The 16,031-nt window shown below is 51.1% G+C and carries 19 protein-coding genes and 1 pseudogene; 5 read left to right on the forward strand and 15 right to left on the reverse strand.

Annotation, left to right across the window (positions count from 1 at the left end; all coding sequences use genetic code 11):
- A partial coding sequence (locus tag IMQ48_RS07845; RefSeq protein ID WP_196208592.1) for a VOC family protein occupies window positions 1–378 on the reverse strand: 378 nt, incomplete at its 3' end.
- A 121-nt stretch (window positions 379–499) separates the two neighbouring features.
- Here IMQ48_RS07845 and IMQ48_RS07850 point away from each other — a divergent pair.
- Complete coding sequence (locus IMQ48_RS07850) at window positions 500–1,270, forward strand: DeoR/GlpR family DNA-binding transcription regulator (RefSeq protein ID WP_196208578.1); 771 nt, start codon at window positions 500–502, stop codon at window positions 1,268–1,270.
- Window positions 1,271–1,287: 17 nt separating this feature from the next.
- Here the strand turns inward: IMQ48_RS07850 and IMQ48_RS07855 are convergent, their stop codons facing one another.
- A complete protein-coding gene (locus IMQ48_RS07855) occupies window positions 1,288–1,572 on the reverse strand; it encodes a Rho-binding antiterminator (protein ID WP_230326327.1) in 285 nt (94 codons plus the stop codon).
- A gap of 64 nt (window positions 1,573–1,636) precedes the next feature.
- Entirely contained in the window at window positions 1,637–1,867 is a 231-nt protein-coding gene (locus tag IMQ48_RS07860) for a glutaredoxin domain-containing protein (protein WP_096756901.1), read from the reverse strand.
- Between the two features lie 115 nt (window positions 1,868–1,982).
- Between IMQ48_RS07860 and IMQ48_RS07865 the strand changes: the two genes are divergently transcribed.
- Window positions 1,983–2,546, forward strand: coding sequence for a MarR family winged helix-turn-helix transcriptional regulator (locus tag IMQ48_RS07865; RefSeq protein WP_196208579.1), 564 nt, complete (start codon window positions 1,983–1,985; stop codon window positions 2,544–2,546).
- Between the two features lie 57 nt (window positions 2,547–2,603).
- Here IMQ48_RS07865 and IMQ48_RS07870 read toward each other — a convergent pair whose 3' ends face one another.
- The 6 genes and pseudogenes from IMQ48_RS07870 to mppA form a co-directional block, all read right to left on the reverse strand.
- Window positions 2,604–3,476, reverse strand: a complete 873-nt coding sequence (locus IMQ48_RS07870; protein ID WP_370551834.1) for a 4Fe-4S binding protein — start codon at window positions 3,474–3,476, stop codon at window positions 2,604–2,606.
- A gap of 2 nt (window positions 3,477–3,478) precedes the next feature.
- Window positions 3,479–3,898 carry a hypothetical protein gene (locus IMQ48_RS07875; RefSeq protein ID WP_196208581.1) on the reverse strand — a complete coding sequence of 140 codons (420 nt, stop codon included), beginning with the start codon at window positions 3,896–3,898 and terminating at the stop codon, window positions 3,479–3,481.
- 1 nt (window position 3,899) lies between these two features.
- Window positions 3,900–4,175, reverse strand: a pseudogene (locus IMQ48_RS07880) (transposase); the annotation flags it as partial.
- The gene (locus IMQ48_RS07885; RefSeq protein ID WP_370551835.1) at window positions 4,163–4,798 is read right to left on the reverse strand and encodes a tyrosine-type recombinase/integrase; all 636 of its coding nucleotides are present in this window, start codon (window positions 4,796–4,798) and stop codon (window positions 4,163–4,165) included. The gene IMQ48_RS07885 and the pseudogene IMQ48_RS07880, both read right to left, overlap by 13 nt.
- Window positions 4,747–4,896 (reverse strand): Arm DNA-binding domain-containing protein, encoded by a 150-nt coding sequence (locus IMQ48_RS23015; protein WP_230326329.1) that lies wholly within the window; start codon window positions 4,894–4,896, stop codon window positions 4,747–4,749. The genes IMQ48_RS07885 and IMQ48_RS23015 overlap by 52 nt, the downstream gene beginning before the upstream one ends.
- A gap of 225 nt (window positions 4,897–5,121) precedes the next feature.
- A complete protein-coding gene (gene mppA, locus IMQ48_RS07890; protein ID WP_196208582.1) occupies window positions 5,122–6,735 on the reverse strand; it encodes a murein tripeptide ABC transporter substrate-binding protein MppA in 1,614 nt (537 codons plus the stop codon).
- A 190-nt stretch (window positions 6,736–6,925) separates the two neighbouring features.
- Here mppA and mpaA point away from each other — a divergent pair, with 190 nt between their 5' ends.
- Entirely contained in the window at window positions 6,926–7,654 is a 729-nt protein-coding gene (mpaA, locus tag IMQ48_RS07895; RefSeq protein WP_196208583.1) for a murein tripeptide amidase MpaA, read from the forward strand.
- On the opposite strand, the gene ycjG is transcribed toward mpaA, so the two are convergent.
- The gene (gene ycjG / locus IMQ48_RS07900) at window positions 7,629–8,594 is read right to left on the reverse strand and encodes an L-Ala-D/L-Glu epimerase (RefSeq protein WP_196208584.1); all 966 of its coding nucleotides are present in this window, start codon (window positions 8,592–8,594) and stop codon (window positions 7,629–7,631) included. The two genes, mpaA and ycjG, sit on opposite strands and share 26 nt — an antisense overlap.
- Before the next feature lie 114 nt (window positions 8,595–8,708).
- On the opposite strand from ycjG, the gene tpx reads away from it, so the two are divergent.
- Window positions 8,709–9,215 (forward strand): thiol peroxidase, encoded by a 507-nt coding sequence (gene tpx, locus IMQ48_RS07905; protein ID WP_196208585.1) that lies wholly within the window; start codon window positions 8,709–8,711, stop codon window positions 9,213–9,215.
- A 57-nt stretch (window positions 9,216–9,272) separates the two neighbouring features.
- Here tpx and tyrR read toward each other — a convergent pair whose 3' ends face one another.
- The 4 genes from tyrR to pspE all read right to left on the reverse strand — a co-directional run bounded on the left by tyrR (window position 9,273) and on the right by pspE (window position 13,879).
- The gene (tyrR, locus tag IMQ48_RS07910; RefSeq protein WP_196208586.1) at window positions 9,273–10,817 is read right to left on the reverse strand and encodes a transcriptional regulator TyrR; all 1,545 of its coding nucleotides are present in this window, start codon (window positions 10,815–10,817) and stop codon (window positions 9,273–9,275) included.
- 146 nt (window positions 10,818–10,963) lie between these two features.
- Window positions 10,964–12,025 (reverse strand): YcjF family protein, encoded by a 1,062-nt coding sequence (locus IMQ48_RS07915; protein WP_196208587.1) that lies wholly within the window; start codon window positions 12,023–12,025, stop codon window positions 10,964–10,966.
- The gene (locus IMQ48_RS07920; RefSeq protein WP_196208588.1) at window positions 12,022–13,419 is read right to left on the reverse strand and encodes a YcjX family protein; all 1,398 of its coding nucleotides are present in this window, start codon (window positions 13,417–13,419) and stop codon (window positions 12,022–12,024) included. Before IMQ48_RS07920 ends, IMQ48_RS07915 begins: the two co-directional genes overlap by 4 nt.
- A 142-nt stretch (window positions 13,420–13,561) precedes the next feature.
- Window positions 13,562–13,879 (reverse strand): thiosulfate sulfurtransferase PspE, encoded by a 318-nt coding sequence (gene pspE / locus IMQ48_RS07925; RefSeq protein ID WP_196208589.1) that lies wholly within the window; start codon window positions 13,877–13,879, stop codon window positions 13,562–13,564.
- Between the two features lie 169 nt (window positions 13,880–14,048).
- Between pspE and IMQ48_RS07930 the strand changes: the two genes are divergently transcribed.
- Window positions 14,049–15,059, forward strand: a complete 1,011-nt coding sequence (locus tag IMQ48_RS07930; protein WP_196208590.1) for a LacI family DNA-binding transcriptional regulator — start codon at window positions 14,049–14,051, stop codon at window positions 15,057–15,059.
- Window positions 15,060–15,089: 30 nt separating this feature from the next.
- Here the strand turns inward: IMQ48_RS07930 and IMQ48_RS07935 are convergent, their stop codons facing one another.
- Window positions 15,090–15,995, reverse strand: a complete 906-nt coding sequence (locus IMQ48_RS07935) for an OmpG family monomeric porin (protein WP_196208591.1) — start codon at window positions 15,993–15,995, stop codon at window positions 15,090–15,092.
- Window positions 15,996–16,031: the final 36 nt, after the last annotated feature.

The raw sequence follows: 16,031 nt of genomic DNA on the forward strand, positions 1-16,031 counted from the left end.
CACAATCTCGATTAAATTACCATCGGGATCATGGATGACAGCTTCATAATAACCGTCGCCAGTGTTTCGCGGGCCGGAGACGAGTATCCCGTGCCTTTTGGCACGCATCGATATTGAATCGACGTTCTCAACCCCACCAACATTGATCGCCAGATGCACCCATCCGGTGGTGTTATTGTCAGGCGTCGCCTGGGTAAGCCCTGGTTTGGTCATTAATTCAATCGCGATACTCTCGTCGATTTTGACAAAATAGGATTCAAATCCAGGATTGGTTTTACTGCGGTATTTATCGTTAATCTTACCGCCAAAAAATGTGACCCAAAAATGAGCCTGCCGCTCGAGATCCTGCGTCCACAGCGCCATATGAGCAATCTTCATCACCAACCTCTTCTCAATTTATCCATAACAGTACGGCCCCGTTAAGGGATGTTGACAACATCAGTCATAATGCACAATCATGCTTATTGTTGCTCGATATTTATTTTTATCAGGAGTTTTTATGCTCGATTACGCTGCATTCCCGGAACAGCGCCAGGCGCTGATTTATCAAATCCTGCAGGAAAACGGCAGGGTTGTTTGTTCCGAGCTTACCAGTCGACTAGGCGTGTCAGAGCACACTATTCGCCGCGATTTACATGAACTTAGCAAAGAAGGCGTCTGTAAAAAAGTGTATGGCGGGGCCGTAATTTCATTACCAGAATCTGAAGATATTTCAGTGCGGAAAACGAAAAATACGGCTAAAAAAAGCAGCCTCGCGCAACGCTGTGCCAGACTGGTCAAATCTGGCAGCTGTATCTTTATTGATAGCGGAACCACCAATCTGGCGATGGCTGAGGCTTTGCCTGCCGAACTAGCCTTAACCATCGTGACGAATTCTCCAGAAATAGCCGCTGTTCTACTCAAGAAACCGTTGTACGACGTCATTATTCTTGGTGGTCCGATACAGCGGTCATCCGGAGGATGTGTAGGATCCACAGCGATAACCCAGGTGCAGGAAATTTTGTTTGACCAGGGATTTATTGGCGGCTGCGCAATGGCACCGGAATCCGGGTTAACCGGGTTTGATTATGCCGACTGTGAGTTTAAGAAAGCGGTGATTAAGCAGTGTAATGAAACCATTGTCGCGCTAACGGCAGATAAGATCCCCGCTGTGGCCCGCTATGTGGTGGCCCAAAGCAGCGAGATCGATGTGATAGTAGTTGAGGAAAATATTAGCAAACAGTACGGCTCCGCTTTTCAGGCACACGACATCCGGATTTATACCGTATAACATCAATCTCTGTTACTTCAACGAGAAATGGAAGCAAATAGTACGGTGCTAAACTTCGCCCCTGCCGTTAATGCGGTGATAGCTGACAGACAATCCAGACGGATGTTTTGCGAGTTTGCCTGCCTTTCAACCACCAGATATTCCTCTTTCTCTATCGTTGTTCGTGTCGTAACCGCTCTGGCATCAAAAACCGTGCCGTCAGTTAGCTCAATACGCAGCATATAGCGGTACAAACAGGCAATCTCCAGATAATCATGAAGATCGCAATCAACAGGGTGATACTTTTCTGCAGAATACATCATGGCCCCTTTCCTGTTTGCTATGATGTTCGGGAAATTGCCAGCGCAATGTCCCGAACGCTTTGTACTATTTCAGCGCCTCGATGGGGGCACCAAAGTTGATATGCAGTACGTTGCCGTCGATCACCAGCGCCGGAACAGACTTCACGCCAGCCAACTCAGCCTCCGCCACCCTCGCAGGTTGTTCTCCCAGATGAATGACATCAACCTCCACATCAGGGGACAGATGTTGTAACAGCGTTTGCTCCGCGGACACGCACACCGGACAGCCGGCATGATAAAAACGGGCTTTGCTCATAATACCTCTCCTTTGGATTATAGTATCGATTCGATACTATAATCCATGCTACGCCGGTTTTATTCTTTGTCAATATAGTTTTTAGTCGATACTATATGCCGAGGAGGATTTTGTTATGCACGACATGTCACTTTTCGACGTTATGGACAGGCTTTCCAGCCTGATGCGGATGTGGTTTCGCCAGCATCCTTTACTGACGGATCTTCAGCCGGTACAGCTCAGCGCGTTAATGTATCTGGCGCGCTGCAACCGCTATTCCAATACCCCGCTCGGCGTGACCGACTATCTCGGACTCACTAAAGGCACCGTGTCACAATCACTTAAACTACTGGAGTCAAAAGGGTTGATTGCGCGCACACAGGATGCTCGGGACAAACGCAGCGTTCATCTGCAATTAACCGAGTCGGCCAACACCTTACTGGACGCCCTGCTTCCCCCCACGTTTTTAGTGGCGGGTGAATCAGCGATGGGCGAACGCGCGACGCAGCTAAAAGAACTGCTGTTCGAATTGTTAAGAGAGATTCAGCGCAACCACAATGTACCGGGCTTTGGTCTGTGTCACAGCTGTCGGTTTTATCAAAAAATGAAGGGTCAGGGATTTTGTAATCTGACGAAGGAACCACTGAGTGAGGATGATGCAAAGCTAATTTGTCGGGAACATCAACCTCCGGAAGAATAAGAAAAAAGCGGGTGCGATACCTGGCGTAGGGCATTTACATTTTCCAGGCTGCCCTTTTTATGCCTCGCGCATGCCATACGAATGCCGCTGACAAATATAACAACATTCAGTCTCAGGATTAAAAGTATAAAATTTGCGCTGACAGCAATGACAGGATTTCTCGGTGTATGGAAAGCGTGACTCGGTGTTTTCACCCGACAAGTTTTCGATATGAATGACCTGCACGGGGCACACTACAGCACAAGTATCACAACCAGAACACAATGACGATGAGTACTCAAACGCCTCATCGGTAAAGCGTATCGCCTTTTCCGGGCAGGCTCTGGCGCAGGCGCCGCACAGGATACATTGCGAGGGAACGAACGACAGTTGATATTCACTCACCGCAGAGAACGCCTGGTGCCTTTCCCGCCACCCGGAGGCAACGGCAGCTGACTTAACGTCAGCCTCTCGGGTTTGCAGTAAGCGTCGACGCACCACATTAGCTGCTTTCAGTTGTGGTGGAAGGATCAGCCAGACAGGGGCATTCAGCTCCCGTAATCGGATGTTTAACGCGGCAACCGCCCGCGCCCAACTGGGGTAACGGTCCATATCCAGTTCCACCGCGCGAATATGGTGTTGGTAATGCCACATCAGTAGCTCAGCCATTGACGGTGCCAGCAGGGAAAACGGCGCGACTAAAGTAAAAGCTTTGTAGTGACGGTTTACTGGCTGTAAATTTTGCAGCGCATCGACCGGGCAAACAAACAAGCAGTGACCACAACGAACACACTCGTCGTCGTTCAGCTCGGGCCCTGTCGCAGATAACGCGATTGCATTAACCGGGCAGGCCGCCACGCACACTTGACATGTATGGCGGGGAAACTGCTTTCGTAAGCATGAAGCCCCCACGCGGGGCTTCATGGAAGGCTGAGTTAAACGCAATAACATAGTCAGCTAATGCAGAAGAAAATAAAGCGGAACAACACTTCTGACACCAGCAGCAGCAAACCCCCAACCAGTAGCCCGGCGCTGCGGTTACGCCATGCGCTAACGGCGAACAACAAAGAACCGATAACCGATACGGTCCAGGTGAACAGGCGCAAGCTGTTTAACTGGTTAAAGGCATCCAACGGCTGGTGCGGCAATGTTACGATGCCACTCAGACTGACGTTCGCCAGATAGCTCATGTATGCCGGTTGCGCCAGTAAACGCACCACGACGATAGCCACCACCAGCATCGCAGCAAAACGCATCAGGGACTGACGAGTATGGGCAGCCGATAACGTTTTCAGTAACGGCAGCCATGCCATCGCTACAGCACCCAGCACCCAGCACCCAGCACCCAGCACACCAACGGAGCCGTAAAACATCAGCCAGGGTTTCCATAAAGTGGTGAACTTTTGTCAACTGTTGCCACATTGAACGGCACTGATGATTGCGCGTTTTTGTGTCGTGAAGTGCCTGCCATAGCCGTTCCATATGATTCACCCATGGCGAGTAAACCGGCTGATAAATCACCCTGAACTTCGGGTTCTCCTTCAGCCAGCACTGTGTTTCCCGGCTTTTGTGGATAATGTAGTTGTCCACGATCAGCGTGATGGTTTTCGCCCGCTGGTACGTCGCTTTAAGCCGCTTCAGCAGGCTGATTCCCGCTTTCGCAGTAATGTCAGAAGGACAAATTTAACTGACATCTGGATCGTCTGAGCAACCCCGGTACGCGCCAGTGCGTTAAAGAACACACCAATCTCCCGTTCGCTTAATGCACGCTCTTTTGGTTTAAACGAGGCAATCGACTTTGCCTTTACACGTAATGCGGGATTATCAACCTCAACGCCACGATCAATGGCAAACTCAAAGACCTTACTGACCAGATGTCTGACATTCAGAGCAGTGGACGGTGCGCCGCGATCGCGGATTTCTTCGCACAGGATGCGGAGGTCAGTTGGGCTGATCTCTTTGAGGGTTCGCTTACCAAAATAAGGCAACACTTCTTTATCCATAATGGATAATCTGAGAGCTCTGGTACTTTCAGCAACATTCCAGGTTTTACGCCAGTGTTTCTCATATTCCCTGAAACTTAGCGCCTTTCTTATCTCCTGCTTTGCCTGCTGCTTTTTAATCGCTGGAGAAATACCAGCAGTGATGAGTTTTTTAGCTTCCGCCAGCTTTCCTCTTGCTTCAACAAGGTTAATTCCTTCAGGGCCATACCGCCCGATGGTCAGCGTTTCACGCCGATTATTATTCGGTAATCGTACCGAAATGTCACCGATCCTGCAGGCGTAACCAAAACATACAGGCCGTCACGGTCTGCAGTCTTGTATTTTTTCTCTTTGGCTTTCAGATGCTTAAGCTTGGTATCAGTCAGCATGACGGTATCCTCTGCTCAAATCTACCGTCATTTCAGGGAAGGTGTGACGGTATAATCCGCAATTTACCGCAACCGTTTTTTCGTTGAATACGTCAAAAATACCGTCAGAAAAGTGATGTTTTCTGCTATGGAGGGAGATGGTCAGAAGTAGAAACTGGCGCTGCAAGCCGCGCCAGTTCAGGGTTTAGCGATGGTTACCTGATGCCAGCATGAGGTCAGTACGCATCAGTGCTTCACAATATACATGCTGCGGCTGTATGCCACATCTTCAGGGTTGGTAATCGGATACCCTTTCAGCCATGGCTTAATTAAACGACCGTTGGTGTACTGATAGATCGGTGCAATGGGCGCCTGCTCCATCAGGATTTTTTCTGCCGCGTTATAGTCTGCATTACGGGCTTTTTCGGTGTTTTCCATTGTTACCTGGGTCAGCACTTTATCGTACGCTGGATTATTAAACCGCGAAATATTGCCCGTGTGGGTCGAGGTTAATAACGACAGGAAGGTAGACGGTTCATTATAATCACCCACCCAGGAGGCGCGGATAACATCGAAATTACCCGTATTGCGGCTGTCGATATACGTTTTCCATTCCTGGTTCTGCAACTTCACATCAACGCCCAGATTTTTCTTCCACATCGATGCAACAGCAATGGCAATCTTCTGGTGGTTTTCTGAAGTATTATACAGCAGCGTCAGATTCAGCGGTTTTTGCGGTCCATAGCCCGCCGCCCGCAGCAGCGTCTTCGCCTGCGCGTTCAGCTCTTCCTGACTCATTTGCTCAAACGGTGAAGGTTCAGGCGTGAATCCTGCCGTGACGTCAGGGGTAAAATGCCAGGCCGGTTTTTCGCCGGTCCCGAGAACTTTTTCCGCCATCAGGCGACGATCGATAGTCATACTGAGCGCCAGACGCACGCGTGAATCGGCCGTCGGACCTTTCTGGGTATTAAACGCATAATAATAGGTGCCGAGCTGCGGTGGTGTATAAACTTGTCCCGGAATATCCTTCAACAATTTCTGATACATGTTTTTCGGGAAGGATTCTGTTATATCAATATCACCAGCCAGATAGCGTTTGGTCGCCGCAGACTCCTGGTTAATCGGCAGGAAGGTCACTTTTTGCAGCACGGTTTTGGCGTTGTCCCAATAATGCGTATTCGGTACCACCACCAATTTTTCGTTAACCACGCGGTCTTTCAATACATACGCACCATTCCCGATTAAATGACCCGGTCTCGTCCACTCTTTACCACTTTCAACATTGGCTTTCTGGACCGGATAAAACGCAAAGTTAGCCGTTAAATTCGCAAACCACGGCAGCGGCTTATCCAGCTGAATTCTTAAGGTTCTGCCATCTACCGCGCTAACACCCAGTGTATCAGGAGTGGCTTTACCATCGATAATCGCCTGCGCATTATTGATCCCAGCCAGCGCCGCAAACCAGGCAAAAGGAGACAGTGTTTTCGGATCCACCAGACGCTGCCAGCTATACACAAAATCTTGCGCCGTTACCGGCGTACCGTCGGCCCATTTGGCATTATCACGCAGCGTAAACGTCCAGACGCGGTTATCGTTACTCTTCCACTGGGTGGCAACGCCAGGCACAATTTCGCCCTTTTCGTTTTGGTTAACCAGCCCTTCAAATAAATCACGAATGACCTGAATCTCAGGCAGTCCCACGGCCTTGGCTGGATCGAGCGAGGCAGGTTCATCTTTGATATGACGTACCAGTTCTTGTTTCTCTGCCAGTACCGTACCGCTGGGTACATCCGCAGCCCAGGACAAGGAAATGCTGCTAACCAACAGCGCACAACAGGTTACTGGAACAGAATGCCGCATAAGATACCCTCAAATCTGGCCATTAAGTGAATGTGTAATTATTTGTATCGCCAGCAGGAAATGCAATTAACTTCCGACAAGAAAGTGATATTACACCGGAAAAGATAAGTGTGTGAAAACGATTTGATTATCCATACATTTTGCACAACACTGCGGATACGAATAACAATTTATGTTTTCAGAGATGACTATGACCGTTACCCGTCCCCGTGCCGAGCGCGGCGCATTTCCACCAGGAACCGAACATTACGGACGTTCATTGTTAGGTGCCCCGTTAATCTGGTTTCCCGCGCCGGCTGCCGATCGTGAAAGCGGCCTGATTCTGGCGGGTACCCACGGTGATGAAAACTCATCAATCGTAACGCTGTCCTGTGCCTTGCGTACGCTTAACCCTTCCCTGCGCCGTCACCATGTGGTACTGGCGGTAAACCCTGATGGCTGCCAGCTTGGTCTGCGTGCTAATGCTAACGGGGTTGATCTCAACCGCAATTTCCCGGCGGCGAACTGGAAGGCTGGTGAAACGGTCTATCGATGGAACAGTAGTGCAGAAGAACGCGATGTGGTGCTGTTGACAGGCGACCATCCAGGTTCTGAGCCGGAAACCCAGGCACTGTGTCAGTTGATTCACCGTATTCATCCCGCCTGGGTGGTGTCATTTCACGACCCACTGGCCTGTATTGAAGATCCGAGGCACAGCGAACTGGGCGAGTGGCTGGCGCGAGGGTTTGAACTCCCCCTCGTCACCAGCGTGGGTTATGAAACGCCAGGATCATTTGGTAGCTGGTGTGCCGACCTGAACCTACACTGCATTACTGCAGAGTTCCCCCCCATCTCTTCAGATGAAGCCAGCGAAAAATATCTGTTGGCAATGTCCAATCTGCTGCGCTGGCACCCTAAAGATGGAGCTGCCCTGTCGTAAAATTCAGAGCAGGCTGCGCATCGTTCGCAAGCCAGGTCGGACCGTCGAGATCGGCAAAACTGACCTGCGGCGTCAGCGGTAAGGCAGCGTTAATGGCGCGAGATGTGCACAGCATGCATCCCAGCATCAACGCAAAACCCTGTTCGCGGGCTTCGGTAGCCAATGCCAGCGCTTCCGTCAGACCGCCGGTTTTATCCAGCTTAATGTTCACCATCTCATAACGTCCGTGCAGCGATTTCAGGCTGCTGCGAGTATGGCAGCTTTCATCAGCACAGATAGGCAACGGATGCACAAAATTCTCCAGCGCGGCATCATCCTGAGCGGGTAGCGGTTGCTCCAACATGGCAACGCCTAAATCAGCCAATAGCTGACAGCGTGCGGCCAGACCTTCGGCACGCCACGATTCATTGGCATCAACAATCAGCGTGGCATCAGGAACAGCCGAACGAATAGCGACCATACGTTCACTGATTAAGCGTGCATCCAGCTTGACTTTCAGCAGCGTCGCCCCGTTCTCCCACAGGGCGGCAGCGCTTGCCGCCATCTGTTCCGGCGTGCCAATCACCACCGTCTGTGCCGTCGTCACCATCGCGCTCAGTTCGACACCAACTCTCTCAGCCAGCGTTTGCTGCTGTTGCCGGGCGCTTAAATCCCACAGTGCGCAGTCAACGGCATTACGTGCGGCACCGGCGGGCAACAACTTCTGTAAATCTTCGCGCGTCAGTCCGTTTTCCAGTTGTGGGGCAATACTCATAATTTGCGCCAGTACCGAGGCATCGCTCTCGCCATAGCGAGGATACGGCGTACACTCGCCGATCCCCTTCACGCCGTTTTCTTCCAGTTCGACCACCACCACGTGCGCTTCGGTCCTGCTGCCACGAGCAATTACAAACGGGGTGTGTAACGGCCAGGCTTCCTCATATACCTTCACTGTTCTCATTTGTTTTCCTTATGCAGTCCCGGAAGTGGATATCCGCAAATAGCGTTTGCCGTGTTAACTGTTGATGGCATAAACTAACCTTGACGTTAACTATATGTAAACAGGAAGATAACCATGTCACAAACCGTTCATTTCCAGGGCAACCCGGTTGCCGTTGCCGGCTCCATTCCTCAGGCGGGTAGCAAAGCGCAGGCTTTTACCCTTGTGGCTAAAGACCTGGCTGACGTTACGCTGGGCCAGTTTGCCGGCAAGCGCAAAGTGCTGAATATTTTCCCAAGCATCGATACCGGCGTCTGTGCGGCATCGGTACGTAAGTTTAACCAACTGGCGACAGAAATCGACAATACCGTCGTACTGTGTATTTCAGCCGACCTGCCATTCGCCCACTCTCGCTTTTGTGGCGCGGAAGGTCTGAGCAACGTGATCACCCTGTCCACCCTGCGTAGCGCGGAATTCCTGAAAAACTACGGCGTTGAAATCGCCGAAGGCCCACTGAAGGGCCTGGCCGCGCGTGCCGTGGTGGTTATCGACGAGAATGACAACGTCATTTTCAGCCAGTTGGTCAATGAAATCACCAACGAGCCAGACTATGCTGCCGCTCTGGATGTACTGAAAGCCTAAGTCGCCCTGCAGACAAAAATGCCTCCGTTCGGTTCGGAGGCATTTTCATTTACATCATTACTCTTCGCTTTTTTTCTGCTGGCTCAGGCCGTATTCACGTAACTTATTGGCGATCGCCGTATGGGAAACGCCAAGCCGTTTAGCCAGTTTGCGCGTGCTGGGATAATTCATATACAGCTGCGTCAGGACAGAGCGCTCGAAGCGGCTGGTAATTTCATCCAGCGACCCTTCCATCACCTCTTCTCCAACCGCCACCGTCGCTGCATCATAATCCGGTAATAAGATATCCTGCGGACGTAGTTCATAACCTTCAAGCTGGGTTAACGCCCGGTAGATAGCATTTTTCAACTGGCGCACGTTGCCCGGCCAACCGTAGCGGGTTAACACCGTACTGAGATCGGCGGACAGTTTCGGGCGCGGTACGCCCTGTTCGTCGGCAAAACGCGCCACAAACAGCTCGGTGAGCGGCATAATGTCTTGCGGACAATCGCGCAGCGGCGGCAGGTTGAGCGTCAGCACGTTCAGGCGATAATAGAGATCTTCACGGAACAAGCCTTTCTGCACCAGTTCCACCAGATTCTTTTGCGTGGCGCAAATCACGCGAACATCGACATGCACTTCATGATCTTCACCAACGCGGCGGAAGGTCCCGTCGTTAAGAAAACGCAGTAATTTAGTCTGCATACTCGGCGACATTTCGCCAATTTCATCCAACAGTACCGAACCACCGTTAGCCTGCTCAAAGAAACCTTTTTTACCTTCCCCTGCGTGGCCAAACAGCTCACTTTCCACCGCATCTTCAGGGATCGACGCGCAGTTCAGCGCCAGATAGGGTTTAGCCGCACGCGGGCTCGCCAGATGGCAAGCATGGGCAAACAGATCTTTACCCGTCCCGGTATTGCCGGTAATCAGCAACGGTGCGCTCAGCATGGCCAGTTTACGCGCCTGCTCTACCACGTGTTTCATTTTGGCGCTAACGGCAATAATCTGGCTAAAGGCGCTCAGATCCTGGGTGGTCATATTTTGCAACTGACGCCCCATCCGGATGGTGGAACGCAGCATGACCACGGCACCGGTTAACATCTGTTCCTGATTTTCACCCTGCAAATGGACGGGGGTAATTTCCATCAGGAAATTCTGTCCATTAATGACGACATGCTCGCTGTGAGAATCCTGCGGGTTGCTCTCCAGCCAGCGCTGGAAGTTAAAGCCATTGATGAGCTGCGCCGCCGTATGGTTACGCATACGATCCTGAGTGTGGGCAAAAAGATGGCAGCTTGCCGGGTTCGCCATCTCCACCTTGCTTTTCATGTCCAGGGAGAGGACCGGTTCAGGCAGCGCTTCAAGCAGCGCACTCAGCGCCAGGTGTTCGCGTTCAGAAGGCATCCAGGGCACGGTTCGTACATCCGTAACCCCGGCAATACGGCGGATTTCAGCCATCAGGCTGCTGAAGTTAGTGAACTCCAGTTCTGCAAAATTAAGGTAGATTCGCCCGATGGGGTCGATCTCGATACCGCGTAAGTCAATGCCTCGAAGCACCAGTAAATCGAGTAATTCGCGGGTCAGACCAAGTCGGTCTTCACAAAACACTTCCAGACGCATGGGAACCTTCACCTGAACAAGGGATCATGTGTTAGATGATAAGCCAGTATTTCGTTAGCAGGAAGGATTCTGTCAACAAATATTGACAGCGCGCTGGAAAATTAGGCGCCTGGGCGTAAAGTTATACGATCGGCGCCCATTTTTACTCAGCTTTCACGAGAAGGTGTATTCTTTTGCACGGTCTCTTTGACCTGCGTTATCAACTGGCGACGGAAATCACCGAGACGCGGTTTATCGTCGTCAATCCACGGGAGCGGACGGCAAAGCTCCATCGCTTTAATTCCCAGACGCGCCGTTAACAACCCGGCGCCAATACCCTGGGCAGCACGCGTGGATAAACGCGCCGCCAGATCCTGCGACATCCAGTCCATACCCACTTCACGAACCAGCTCACTGGCCCCGGCGAAGGCGATATTCAGCAATACCAGGCGAAACAGGCGCAAGCGGCTGTAATAACCCAGTTCGATGCCGTACAGCGTCGCAATACGGTTAATCAGTCGCAAATTTCGCCAGGCGATAAACGCCATGTCCACCAGCGCCAGCGGGCTGACGGCGATCATCAACGTAGATTCCGCCGCCGAGCGGCTGATTTCGCGCCGCGCCTGCGCATCCAGTACCGGCTGAACCAGATGCGCATACAGGCTCACCACTTCACGATCGTTTTGCGTTTCATGTATAGAGGCATACCAGCGCTGTAGCGCCGGATGAGACTGGTCGATACCCGCCTGCTGTGCCAGCTTTTCACAAAATGCGCGTCCTTTGCCGGTGCCGTGACTATGGAGTAAATCCCGCGCTTCATCGCGTTCGTGCGCGCGCTGGCGCAAACGCCACAGCCGACGCCACTCCGTTGCCACCGAACCGACACCCGCGCCAACGATCAGCGCCCCGGCGACACACCCACCCAGTGCAACCCAGTCCTGCGTCTGCCAGGCATTCATCGTCCACTGCACGCCCTGTGCGACTACGCTGACGCCAAACAATGCCAGCCCACTCATCACCATTTTGCGCCACAGGCTACGCTTCGGACGTAAAGCGGCATCAATGACCGCTTCGGCCTGTCCTTCATCTGCCAGCGGCTCATCCAACTGAGCCGGAGAAAAAGTCTGCGCTTGCGTATCGTCGAACATCTGCTGCGCTTTAAAGGCCGGACGTTGATCGACGTCCAGCGGTCCTGAGAAATCGATACGCGGTTTTAACGGCTCGCTCATCGCAATTTATCTCCTATTAAAAACTCCAGCGCGGCATCAAGACGAATGTGCGGTAAGGGTTTATCCACATCCATGACCTGCGGGCGAAACGCTTCAAACTGGAAGCCCTGGCTATCCCAAAACGCCTGACCTGGTAAACGAGCAGGTACTTCCCCCGGATAGACGGTCAGCGGCGCACCATCGCTCAGACGGTTCCCGCGCAGTGCCGGGATCTTCTCGCCTTTTACATCGATCAATCCGCTGGTGGTGGCCTGTACCGACGCCAGCCCCAGGCAATCCATGCTGATGCCTTCAAACGCGGCGTTTTGCCAGGCGTCCTGAATCAATTGCTGCAACAACGACACCATATTAGCGTGCTGATCGACCGTCACGTGGTCGGCCTTGGTGGCAGCGAACAGCAACTTATCGATCACCGGCGAGAACAGCCTCCGGAACAACGTGCGCTGACCATAATGAAAGCTTTGCATCAGTTGTGTCAGCGCCAGTCGCATATCGTTAAACGCCTGAGGTCCGCTGTTAAGCGGTTGCAGGCAATCGACCAGCACAATCTGACGGTCAAAGCGCAGAAAGTGATTCTTATAAAACCCCTTCACCACTTTCTCGCAGTAGTAATTGAACCGATCGCGCAGCATGCCAGCATTGGTGTGCTTATCAGCCTGCGCCAGTTTCGATTCACCATAAGCGTCAACATCCGGCCATGGGAAAAACTGCAACGCGGGTGCGCCCGCCATATCGCCCGGCAGAACAAAACGTCCAGGCTGAATAAAATGCATCCCCTGCTGCTTACACTGATGCAGATAGTCCGTCCAGGCGGCAGCAATCTCCGCCAGACGATTTTCATCGGCGGGCGCTAAGGGATCTAATCCCTGACTTAACTGTCGCCATTTTGCCGACCATTCTGCCCGCTGGCCCTGCAATAATCCGGTCATTTGTCGCGACCAGCTCAGGTAATCCTGCGCCAGCATCGGTAAATCGAGCAGCCATTCTCCCGGATAATCAACGATTTCGAGGTATAACGTGGAGGTGTCTTTAAAATGGCGCAGCAATGAGTCATTGGACTTGTAACGCAACGCCAGACGAATCTCGCTCACGCCGCGCGTCGGCGTCGGCCAGGTCGGTGGAGCGCCATACAACTGGGCCAGCCCTTCATCATAGGTAAAGCGCGGAATGCCAAAATCACGTTGTGGTACCCGTTTCACGCCGAGCAGACGCTCTTCACGCACCGCGCTGAGCAACGGCAGACGAGCGCCGGCATGAATATTGAGTAACTGGTTTACCATCGCGGTGATAAACGCCGTCTTACCACTGCGGCTAAGCCCGGTGACAGCCAGACGCAGATGCCGGTCCACGCCGCGATTAACCAGCGAATTGAGTTCATTTTTAAGTCGCTTCATCGCCATCCCGTTATGCTGAAGGAACCGTAGAAATTATAACAGACAGGAAGTAAAGATAGGGGTCAATTGTTATTTATCAACTACCTGAGGTATATCAGGTGGCATGATTGATGCCACCTGTATCAGAAGGAAATCGCGCGGATTATTTCGTCTCTACTTTCGGAAGGTCAATGTTTTTGATCCCCCCTTCGTTCGTCACCTGCGTGTATCCCATCTCGGTAAGCATATCTTTCGCCTGTCCTGACTGCCGCCCGGAATTACAGTACAGCTTCACGGTGTCGGTCTTGTCAGGAACCTCAGACGCGATTTGCGCTTTGAGATCTTTTAAGGGAATGTTGACGGCTCCCTGAACATGTTCCTGCTGGTATTGCTCAGGTACGCGGACATCAATCCAATGTTCCGCAGCTAAAACTGGCATACCGATGAGCAACGCTAGCGCAAATACCCCTTTTCTCAACATAGTATCGTCCTGAGTGTTGGTTGACTTTCACCATAACACTATACGTCAGATCTTAAGAAAATATTGCGTTTGCTTTATCATCATACGGCCAAAATCCTGAGATTGTTGTCATTCGGCAATTAACTTCATAAGATGTGCGCCATTGACTCTCGGACGGAGCTTGGGATCTATGTCTCCTACCATTTATGATATTGCACGCGCCGCTGGCGTATCAAAATCCACCGTATCACGCGTGCTCAATAAGCAAACCAACATCTCGCCTGAAGCGAAAGAAAAAGTCCTGCGCGCCATTGATGAGTTAGAGTACCAACCCAATAAACTGGCGCGTGCACTCACTTCATCCGGGTTTGACGCAATAATGGTGATCTCTACCCGTTCGGCAAAAACCACTGCCGGAAATCCTTTTTTCTCAGAAGTCCTGCATGCCATTACAGCCAAGGCGGAGGAAGTCGGTTTTGATGTCATATTACAGACATCACGGAGCACCGAAGACGACTTACAGAAATGTGAAAGTAAAATTAAGCAAAAACTGATCAAAGGCATCATTATGCTGAGTTCTCCAGCTGATGAGTCATTTTTTGCGCGTTTAAATAAATACAACGTTCCTGTCGTTGTCATTGGTAAAGTTGAAGGCGAATACTCCAATGTCTACTCTGTAGATACTGACAATTTCTGCGACAGTATTACACTGACAAACGCGCTCATAGAGAGTGGTCACCGCAATATTGCCTGCTTGCATGCGCCCCTTGACGTTCACGTTTCCATTGACCGCGTCAATGGTTATAAAGCCAGCCTGCAAGCACATAATATTGAAATATGTGACGAGTGGATTATCGATGGCGGTTATACCCATGAAACAGCCCTGCTCGCTTCGCAGAAATTGCTCAGCCAGCAACCGTTGCCTGATGCGGTATTTGCTACAGACAGTTTGAAATTAATGAGTTTATATCGTGTAGCGGCAGAGAAAAATATTAACATCCCGCAACAACTTGCCGTTGTGGGTTACAGCAATGAACTACTGTCTTTTATGCTGACGCCGGTGCCGGGGGGAATTGATGTGCCCACCCAGCAGTTAGGTGAACAAAGCTGTAATTTATTATTTAAGCTGATCGCAGGTGAGAAAGGATTGCAGGATATCACAGTGAGCACCCAAATATCGCTGGCCGACTCACTGGTGTAAGAATGGGGCATAATAATGCCCCAGTGCATTTTAGAATGCGTAGTTTACGCCTATACCCGCATAATGGAATCTGTCGCTTTCGCCTTCATCATGGTTTTCCCATTCATAGGCATATTCCAGCGACATCGAGAGGCCATTATCGAAATCATACGCATACAGCAAACCGAGTCGATTAAAGTCGTGGCCTTCACGTTCCGGGTCATCCTGCCAGTCCCAGTTAGACCAGCGGTCGAGACCCAGTCGGGTGTAGGGTGTCAATGTGGTATTGCCAAATGACAAAGGTAAATATGCACGGATTTCCTGCGTGGAAAATTCGCCATTATTACGCGACTTATCCATATTGAAACCGCGCTCAAGATAATAATTTACCGTCAGGCCCACCGTTTCGTTAAAGGTATAATTCAACCCGCTTTCACTTTCGACGCGACTGTCTGAGTAACCGGTAGTACTTAAATCATTGACGAACTGGTACATCGCCAACCATCCACTGAAACGTAGATCGTCGGTAAGTTTAACATCCCAGTCCGGCTGTACTTTCCAGCGCTGCATATTGGCGGTGTCTTTACCCGGTTCATCAACATAGTGATAACCGTAATTACGGAAACCTCCGGTCAAACCGAAATTCAGGTTATCACTTTCAAGGAATTGGTAACGAACTTCCAGTTCCGGGCGATCAAACCAGGTACCGCGTTTACCTTCACTATAATCAACCGGCCCCTCCTGGTAATAGGCTATAGATATTTTCCACGGGCCATTTGCTGCATTGAAATAAACGGATGGCTCGGCCAATCCATCCATATCTTCGCCATAACCTTCGACATTTTCAATTTCATACATAGCACCGATATTAAAGTGCCAGTCATTATTTTCAGCAGCCTGCGCGCAGGCCATTCCTGCGCACATGACCAGCGCAGTAGAGGTCAGTAAGGTTCTCATTTTTATTCCTTGTTAAAAGACTTTTAAAAATGCACC

Origin of the sequence: Citrobacter sp. Res13-Sevr-PEB04-36, assembly GCF_015672735.1 — a bacterium.
GTDB lineage: Bacteria > Pseudomonadota > Gammaproteobacteria > Enterobacterales > Enterobacteriaceae > Citrobacter.

What these genes read in the sequence shown, in the direction of transcription:
- IMQ48_RS07850 (WP_196208578.1), top strand. Translation starts at nt 500, where the DNA reads ATGCTCGATTACGCTGCATTCCCGGAACAGCGCCAGGCGCTGATTTAT.
- pspE (WP_196208589.1), bottom strand. Translation starts at nt 13,879, where the DNA reads ATGTTGAGAAAAGGGGTATTTGCGCTAGCGTTGCTCATCGGTATGCCA.
- IMQ48_RS07915 (WP_196208587.1), bottom strand. Translation starts at nt 12,025, where the DNA reads ATGAGCGAGCCGTTAAAACCGCGTATCGATTTCTCAGGACCGCTGGAC.
- ycjG (WP_196208584.1), bottom strand. Translation starts at nt 8,594, where the DNA reads ATGAGAACAGTGAAGGTATATGAGGAAGCCTGGCCGTTACACACCCCG.
- tpx (WP_196208585.1), top strand. Translation starts at nt 8,709, where the DNA reads ATGTCACAAACCGTTCATTTCCAGGGCAACCCGGTTGCCGTTGCCGGC.
- IMQ48_RS07875 (WP_196208581.1), bottom strand. Translation starts at nt 3,898, where the DNA reads ATGTTTTACGGCTCCGTTGGTGTGCTGGGTGCTGGGTGCTGGGTGCTG.
- tyrR (WP_196208586.1), bottom strand. Translation starts at nt 10,817, where the DNA reads ATGCGTCTGGAAGTGTTTTGTGAAGACCGACTTGGTCTGACCCGCGAA.
- IMQ48_RS23015 (WP_230326329.1), bottom strand. Translation starts at nt 4,896, where the DNA reads ATGCTGACTGATACCAAGCTTAAGCATCTGAAAGCCAAAGAGAAAAAA.
- IMQ48_RS07865 (WP_196208579.1), top strand. Translation starts at nt 1,983, where the DNA reads ATGCACGACATGTCACTTTTCGACGTTATGGACAGGCTTTCCAGCCTG.
- IMQ48_RS07920 (WP_196208588.1), bottom strand. Translation starts at nt 13,419, where the DNA reads ATGAAGCGACTTAAAAATGAACTCAATTCGCTGGTTAATCGCGGCGTG.
- IMQ48_RS07870 (WP_370551834.1), bottom strand. Translation starts at nt 3,476, where the DNA reads ATGTTATTGCGTTTAACTCAGCCTTCCATGAAGCCCCGCGTGGGGGCT.
- IMQ48_RS07860 (WP_096756901.1), bottom strand. Translation starts at nt 1,867, where the DNA reads ATGAGCAAAGCCCGTTTTTATCATGCCGGCTGTCCGGTGTGCGTGTCC.
- mpaA (WP_196208583.1), top strand. Translation starts at nt 6,926, where the DNA reads ATGACCGTTACCCGTCCCCGTGCCGAGCGCGGCGCATTTCCACCAGGA.
- IMQ48_RS07855 (WP_230326327.1), bottom strand. Translation starts at nt 1,572, where the DNA reads ATGATGTATTCTGCAGAAAAGTATCACCCTGTTGATTGCGATCTTCAT.
- IMQ48_RS07935 (WP_196208591.1), bottom strand. Translation starts at nt 15,995, where the DNA reads ATGAGAACCTTACTGACCTCTACTGCGCTGGTCATGTGCGCAGGAATG.
- IMQ48_RS07930 (WP_196208590.1), top strand. Translation starts at nt 14,049, where the DNA reads ATGTCTCCTACCATTTATGATATTGCACGCGCCGCTGGCGTATCAAAA.
- mppA (WP_196208582.1), bottom strand. Translation starts at nt 6,735, where the DNA reads ATGCGGCATTCTGTTCCAGTAACCTGTTGTGCGCTGTTGGTTAGCAGC.